Annotated in this window: 4 protein-coding genes; all 4 read right to left on the bottom strand. The window is 67.2% G+C overall.

Annotated features, from left to right (window positions below; genetic code table 11):
• Positions 1 to 378: 378 nt before the first annotated feature.
• From QZ656_RS06670 to QZ656_RS06655, 4 genes are read right to left on the bottom strand one after another with little or no spacing between them, the layout of a single operon-like run.
• A complete protein-coding gene (locus QZ656_RS06670; RefSeq protein ID WP_291992681.1) occupies positions 379 to 1,092 on the bottom strand; it encodes a hypothetical protein in 714 nt (237 codons plus the stop codon).
• Positions 1,093 to 1,149: 57 nt separating this feature from the next.
• The gene (locus QZ656_RS06665; protein WP_291992680.1) at positions 1,150 to 2,076 is read right to left on the bottom strand and encodes an efflux RND transporter periplasmic adaptor subunit; all 927 of its coding nucleotides are present in this window, start codon (positions 2,074 to 2,076) and stop codon (positions 1,150 to 1,152) included.
• A gap of 4 nt (positions 2,077 to 2,080) precedes the next feature.
• Positions 2,081 to 4,090 (bottom strand): preprotein translocase subunit SecA, encoded by a 2,010-nt coding sequence (locus QZ656_RS06660; protein ID WP_291992679.1) that lies wholly within the window; start codon positions 4,088 to 4,090, stop codon positions 2,081 to 2,083.
• The gene (locus QZ656_RS06655) at positions 4,083 to 6,230 is read right to left on the bottom strand and encodes a PqqD family peptide modification chaperone (RefSeq protein WP_291992678.1); all 2,148 of its coding nucleotides are present in this window, start codon (positions 6,228 to 6,230) and stop codon (positions 4,083 to 4,085) included. The genes QZ656_RS06660 and QZ656_RS06655 overlap by 8 nt, the downstream gene beginning before the upstream one ends.
• Positions 6,231 to 6,235: the final 5 nt, after the last annotated feature.

Raw genomic sequence — 6,235 nt, 5'->3', positions numbered from 1 at the left:
CAGCCTTGCCACCGGAGCGTGGTTTCGCTATCCAATAGTCTTCTCCCGCTATCCACCTGCAACGAGTTTTCGGCATCGCGTCCTTGCCGCCTGCCTGCCTCTGAAGTCACTACACCTGCCAAGACGGCGCCGCTACCGTAGCCAGTGCTGGCACACCGAACGGCGCGCCAGCAGAGGCGTCGATCGCTCGCCACTGGAAACAAGCGCCCTCAACTATAAGCAATTCCTATACCGACGAGCAAACCAATTTTTATCCTCTTGATTAATCGGCATTTGACGGCATCGAGCCGACGCTGCTGCTGCCAGCTGTAAGAAATTCCGACAGAGTTCAGGCGCTCACTCGCCTTCCTGCCCAGCCTCGACTGGCCGCCGCTTGTTCTACGACTCCTTGCGGCGACCCTTGAGCAGCCAGCCGAGGAGCAAGGCTATCAGCGCGAAGGCCAGGCCGCAGACCAGCAGGAAGACGACTACGGCCAGCGGCGCGGCGAGCAACCACGGCAAGGCGCTATCGTGATTGTCGGCGCTCGAGAAAACGCGCCAGAAAGCGGCGCGCGCTGCCCAGTAGCCGAGAGGCACCGCACCGAGCGCGGCGACGCCCAATGGCAATAGCGAGCGGCCCAGGTTGGCAGGCGCAGCGACGGCCTTGCCGGCCAGCCGTTGAGCGCGCTTGCCGAGTCGCCAACGAACGACCAGCACGGCCAGAGCGCAGAGCAGCACGCCGGCAAGAGCCAGCAGCAGCGGCAACAGCCAGCGCTCGACACCGCCGACCCACGCCAGGTCGCGCGTCGGCGCCGACGTCGATATTGCCGCTGGCGTCGGCACGGCGGCCGACGCGGCCGTCGGCGCGAGCAGCGCGCGCGCCACTGCTGATTCGCCGCCGCGACGCTGTTCGGCTTCGTCGCAGCGCTCCTTGCCGGGCGGCCGAATCGTCCGCGCCGCCGCCGGGCAAGGCCCGTCGAGCAGGTAGCGGACACCGTTCAAATCGCAAATCGCGGAGTTGCGCAAGCGGCACTCCTGCGCCGGCGTCGGCACGTCGGCGTGGCCGACGCCGAAGAGCAGCGACAACAGCAGCAGCCGCGTCGCGACGCGCACCGCGCCGGCTCGATCGCGTGTTATGCGGCGGGCAGCGAGCAAGGGAGCCGCCAGCGCCTACATCGGCTTGCCGGACACCGCCGGCGCCGGCTTTGCTGGCGGCCGTGCAGCGCTTGCCGCCGGCGGCGCCGAGCGGCCAGCGATCGCCGGGAAACTGGCCCGGCACTTGATGCCGGCGGGTAGTTTCAGCGTTGGATTGGGCAATTCCAGGCGCACGCCAAAGGTACCGCTGGCGGCGTCGAGGACGCGATCGATGACCGCCACCGTCGCCGTATGACGACCGCCGACCGGCGCCTCGGGCAACACTTCGACCTTCTCGCCGATGCTCAGCTTGCCGAAGGCTTCGATCGGCATCAGCACTTCAACGTGCAGCGTGCCGATGTCGGCCAGCTTGAGAATTGGCTTGCGCAGGTCGCGGTTATCGGCCAGCTCGCCGGCGTTGAGCAGGCGGTCGACGACGATGCCATTGACCGGGCTCCTGATCGTCCGCAGCCGCAGTTGCTCGGACAGGCGCTGGTACTCGATCTCCGACAGACGGCGTTCGTCCTTGGCCTCGAGCAGCTCGGACTCGGCCAGCCGTTTCTCGGTCAGCGCTTCGTCGCGGTCGCTCAGCGAGATGAACGACTGGCTGGCGAGTTGCTCACGGCGCTTGTACTTGGTCGTCGAGAACTCGACGCGGCTCTGACCCGTCCGGATCTTGCCCTGCATCGTCGCCCGATAGCGCGCCGATTCGGCGGCCGCACGCTCGACGCCAGAATCGAGGGTGACCAGCACCTGATCCTTCTTGACCGTGTCGCCGCGGTCAACCCAGATCTTTTCGATCAGCCCCTCGCTCGCGGCGCGTACGTCGACGCTCTTGCTCGGTTCGATGATGCAGTCGAACTCGGCGGCGAGCCCACTGCCCGCCCAGCACAGCGCCAACAGCACGGCGCTGCCGACTCCTCTTACTCTTCCCCTTCCCGGCCCACCCTGGCGACTCGGCATTTTCCTATTCTCCTCTTCCGGCAAACGCCAGAGACTGTTCGACGCGCTTGTCCATTTCAACCGTCTGCCGGCGAACCAGCGAGTTCTGCCGTTCGGCCGCTGCTTGCGCCGAACGGCGCAGCACGCGTACCAGTGGCGGTGGCAGCAGCCCGGCCGCCGATACGTGCTGGCGCAGCCAGCCCAGCAGAGGCGAAGCATGGGCGAGAAACAATTCATCATCAAGCGAGACGATCGCTTCGCACGATCCGGGATCGCCCTGCCGACCGGCACGGCCGAACAGCTGCCGATCGATTCGCGCCGAATCGTGGTACTCGGAGAGAATGACGTGCAGGCCGCCCGCCTGACGAACTTCCGGACTGAGCAGGATATCGGTACCGCGCCCGGCCATGTTGGTGGCGACGGTGATCCGTCCCGGCTGCCCGGCCTGCGCGACGATCTCGGCCTCGCGCTGGTCCTGGCGCGCGTTGAGCACTTCGTGCGCCAGTGCGGCCGCGCTCAGGCGCGCGCTGGCCAGCTCGGAAGCCGCCACCGAACGCGTGCCGATCAGCACCGCGCGACCGGCGGCGCGCATTTCGGCGGCGCGCTCGACGACCGCTGCCCAGCGGCTGTCGCTGTCGACGAACACGCGTTGCCCGAGGTCACGGCGGACGACCGGCCGATTCGGCGGAATACGCAGGACGTCCATCGCGTACACCGAGCGCATTTCCGGCGCCACCTCGATCGCCGTGCCGGTCATCCCGGCCAGGCACAGGTAGCGGCGAAAGAAGCGCTGATAGGTGATCCGCGAGATGGTGTCGCGCCGTTTGCTGATTGCCAGCGCTTCCTTGACCTCGATCATCTGGTGCAGGCCGCGCTCCCACGAACGGTCGGCCATCACCCGACCGGTGTACTCGTCGACGATCTGCACCTTGTCGTCGGCGATGATGTAGTGCCGGTCGAGCTGAAAAAGATGCAGCGCCGACAACCCCTGTTCAACGAGTTCCTCGCGCGCCCGCGGGATGCGCCACAGTCCGGCCAGCCCGCAGGCGAAATCGCCGACCGCCGCGCGACCAGCGTCGGTCAGTTCGATGCTCCGTTCCCGGGGCCGCAAGACGTAATGCCCCTTGCTCTTCAGGCTGGCGGCGAGCGCCAGCGCCTGCTCGTAAAGCGCCCGCCCGTTCGCGTCGTCGACGTCACTGGAAATGATCAGCGGCGTTCGCGCCTCGTCGATCAGGACGCTATCGGCTTCGTCGACGATCGCGAAGTACAAGCCGCGCAACAAGACGCTGGCACTCGCCGGCGCGTGCGGCCCGGCCAGCCAGCCGTCGAGCACGGCGCGCGGGCCGCTGCGCACACGCTTCTGGGTAATGCGGTCACGCAGATAGTCGAAAACCAGGTCCTTGTTGACGCAGTAGGTGACGTCGGCGGCGTAGGCCTCGGCACGCTGCGCGCTCTCCTGTTCGGGGACGATCAGGCCGACGCGCAAGCCGAAGTACTCGTAGACCGGCGTCAGATACTCGGCGTCGCGAGCCGCCAGGTAGGGATTGACGGTGATCACATGCACCGGCGCGCCAGCCAGCGCGACCGTCACCGCCGGCAGAACGGCGGTCAGCGTCTTGCCCTCGCCGGTCTGCATTTCGGCCAGCGTCCCGGTCAACATGGCGTAGCCGCCCATCAGCTGCACCGGGTAGTGGCGCAGGCCGAGCTGCCGCGAACACACCTCGCGGACCAGCGCAAAACACTCGGCGACCAGCGCATCCTCCAGCCCGTCGACCGCCAGGGCCGCGCCAACGGCCGCCGCCCGGCGGCGCAGCGCCACATCGTCACTGGCCAGCAAGCCCTCTTCGAGCGCCTGCACGCGGCCGGCAAAACGTCGCATGGCGCGCCCGCGCAGCGGCGAGCCGGCCTGCGCACAGCGCCCCAGCAGGCGGCCGATGAAGCGATCGAGGCGACCGTCCTTGAGGTCCCGACGTTCCGCGTACAAGCCGGGAGCGAACTCTTGCACCTGCCAGCGCTCGAGCAGCGCCCTAGACATTGAAGCGCGACAGAAAGAGTTGCCGCAAGCGCCGTCCCCACTGCTTGGCCAGCGGTTCGGCGCGGTGCTGGAAACGCACGTAGACGCGCGTGCCGATGTGCAGCGCGCCGACTTCCGGCGGCAACTCGAGGTCGAACTGGAACAGCCTTTGCAGGGTTTTGAGGCCCTGCGGGTCGCGCGGATCGGTGCCGTGCTGGCCACCACCTTCAAGCGACAGCGCCTTGCTTGGCAACTGCTCGTGAGCACCCGGCACTTCGCGAATCAGGCGCGCCGAATACGTCTGCTCGAGGCGGTCGGCGATCTTTACCTGCACCTCGTCATGCGCCTCGCGAACCAGGGCAATGTCGTCCTGGCTGACGACCACCCGCACCAGGCGCGGCGGCCCGTCGACGATGTAGCCGAGCAGCTCGCCCTTCTTGACGAAGCGCTGCGGCAGATCCTGCGGCCGCGCCAGCTTGAGCGCGCCGGCGACCTCGGCGATGACCAGCAGCGAATCGAGCTTCTCTTCGGCGCGCGCCAGGGTCGCTCTTTCCCGGCGCAGGTCTTCGCTGATCGCCGCCGCCTGCACGCGCTCGTCGAACATCTGCGTGGTGTACTGCACCTCGAGCTGGCGTATGCGCGCCCGCACCTGCTCGACTTCGGCAGCCAGCGTCGGCTGGCTGGTCACCAGCAACAGCTCGCCGACCTCGACGCGGGTTTCCGGCTGCACCAGCAAGCGCTCGACAAAACCGTCGGCACCGGCGCGCACCTCGGCGTTCTCGGGAACCCAGACGACGCCCTCGGCGTGCGTTCGCAAGGGCATCGGCACGAGGACAACGAAGAGCAGCAAGAGTGCCAGCGAACCGAAAGTGACGAGGCGCGCGCGCCCCCGGTGGCGCTGCAGTTCGGGGCTCGAAAGCACGTAAGCGAGGCCCTTGCCGATCGGCAGGACGAACATCGTCGTCGCCGCCCAAAGCGCCAGCACCACCCCGACGAAGAAGAACTCGCCGGCGATGAACAGCGTGATGACGATCATCACCAGCGTTCGATAGACGAATGAGGCGGCGCCGTAGAAGACAAACCAGCGCCGCTCGCCGACCGACGCCAGCGGCCGGTCGACGGTCTTGACGCCGAACAGGTAGCGCTTGGCGAGCCATTGCCAGTATTGATTCGAGCGGTTGCCGAGGTTGGCGATCTCGATCAGATCGGCGAGGACGTAGTAGCCGTCGTAACGCAGCAGGGGATTGCCGTTGAACAGCAGCGTAGACGCACCGGCGACGAAGAGCACGTTGAAGGCGACCGAACGAACCAGCCCCGGCTCGACGAGCACCCACACGGCCATCGCGATCGCCGCCAGGAACAGTTCGACGAGCATCCCGGCGGCACCGACCATCGCCCGCCGCCACTTGTTGCGAAAGGCGCCGGCGGCGGTCGCGTCGACGTAGGGAATCGGCGCCAGGACGAGCAACATGACGCCCATCTCGTGCACCTCGCCATCGCCCGACTTGACCGCGTAGGCGTGCCCCAGCTCGTGCAGCGCCTTGATCAGCGGATAGACCAGCCAGAGCAGAAAGAGATTGTGCGCCGACAGCACCTGATCGCTGAGGTTGGCCGTCAGCTCGTGCCAGTTGACGCCGGCGAGAACGATCGCCGGCAGCACCACCAGCAACCACAGCAAGGCGCCGAGAGGAGCGAACAAGGGCTTCACCAGCGGCCAACTGCGGTTCAGGAAAGCGTCGGGATCCCACAGCGGGATGCGAATCGACATCGGATTGATGAAGCTCTGCAACAGCTTCTGACGCTTCTGCTTGCTGCCGCGCTCGGCGAGTTCGTCGACATCGGGAGGCAGGTCGGCCTGCAGCAGGTCGCCGGCGTGCAGCTGCGCCAGCAGGCGGATGACTTCGTCCTGCGTCGGCGCGTCTTCGCCGGCTTCTGCCGCGACCTCGGTCCAGACCTCGTCGATCGTTCGCTGGCCGTCGAGCAGCTGGATCACCCGGTAGGCGGCGGGACTGAAACGATGCAGCTTGCCGGAAGCGCTGTCGTGCAGGACGTACCACGGCTGACCACGAAAACGCTGGCGATGGATGCGCGCGTGCGCGCGTAGCTCGGGGCGAAGTTCGGCGACGCGATACCACGAGGCGCTGAGGAAAGGAGCGGCCATGCCGG

The organism is Candidatus Accumulibacter sp. ACC003 (assembly GCF_907163085.1).
Classification (GTDB): domain Bacteria; phylum Pseudomonadota; class Gammaproteobacteria; order Burkholderiales; family Rhodocyclaceae; genus Accumulibacter.
This window is presented reverse-complemented; position numbering and strand designations above follow the sequence as displayed.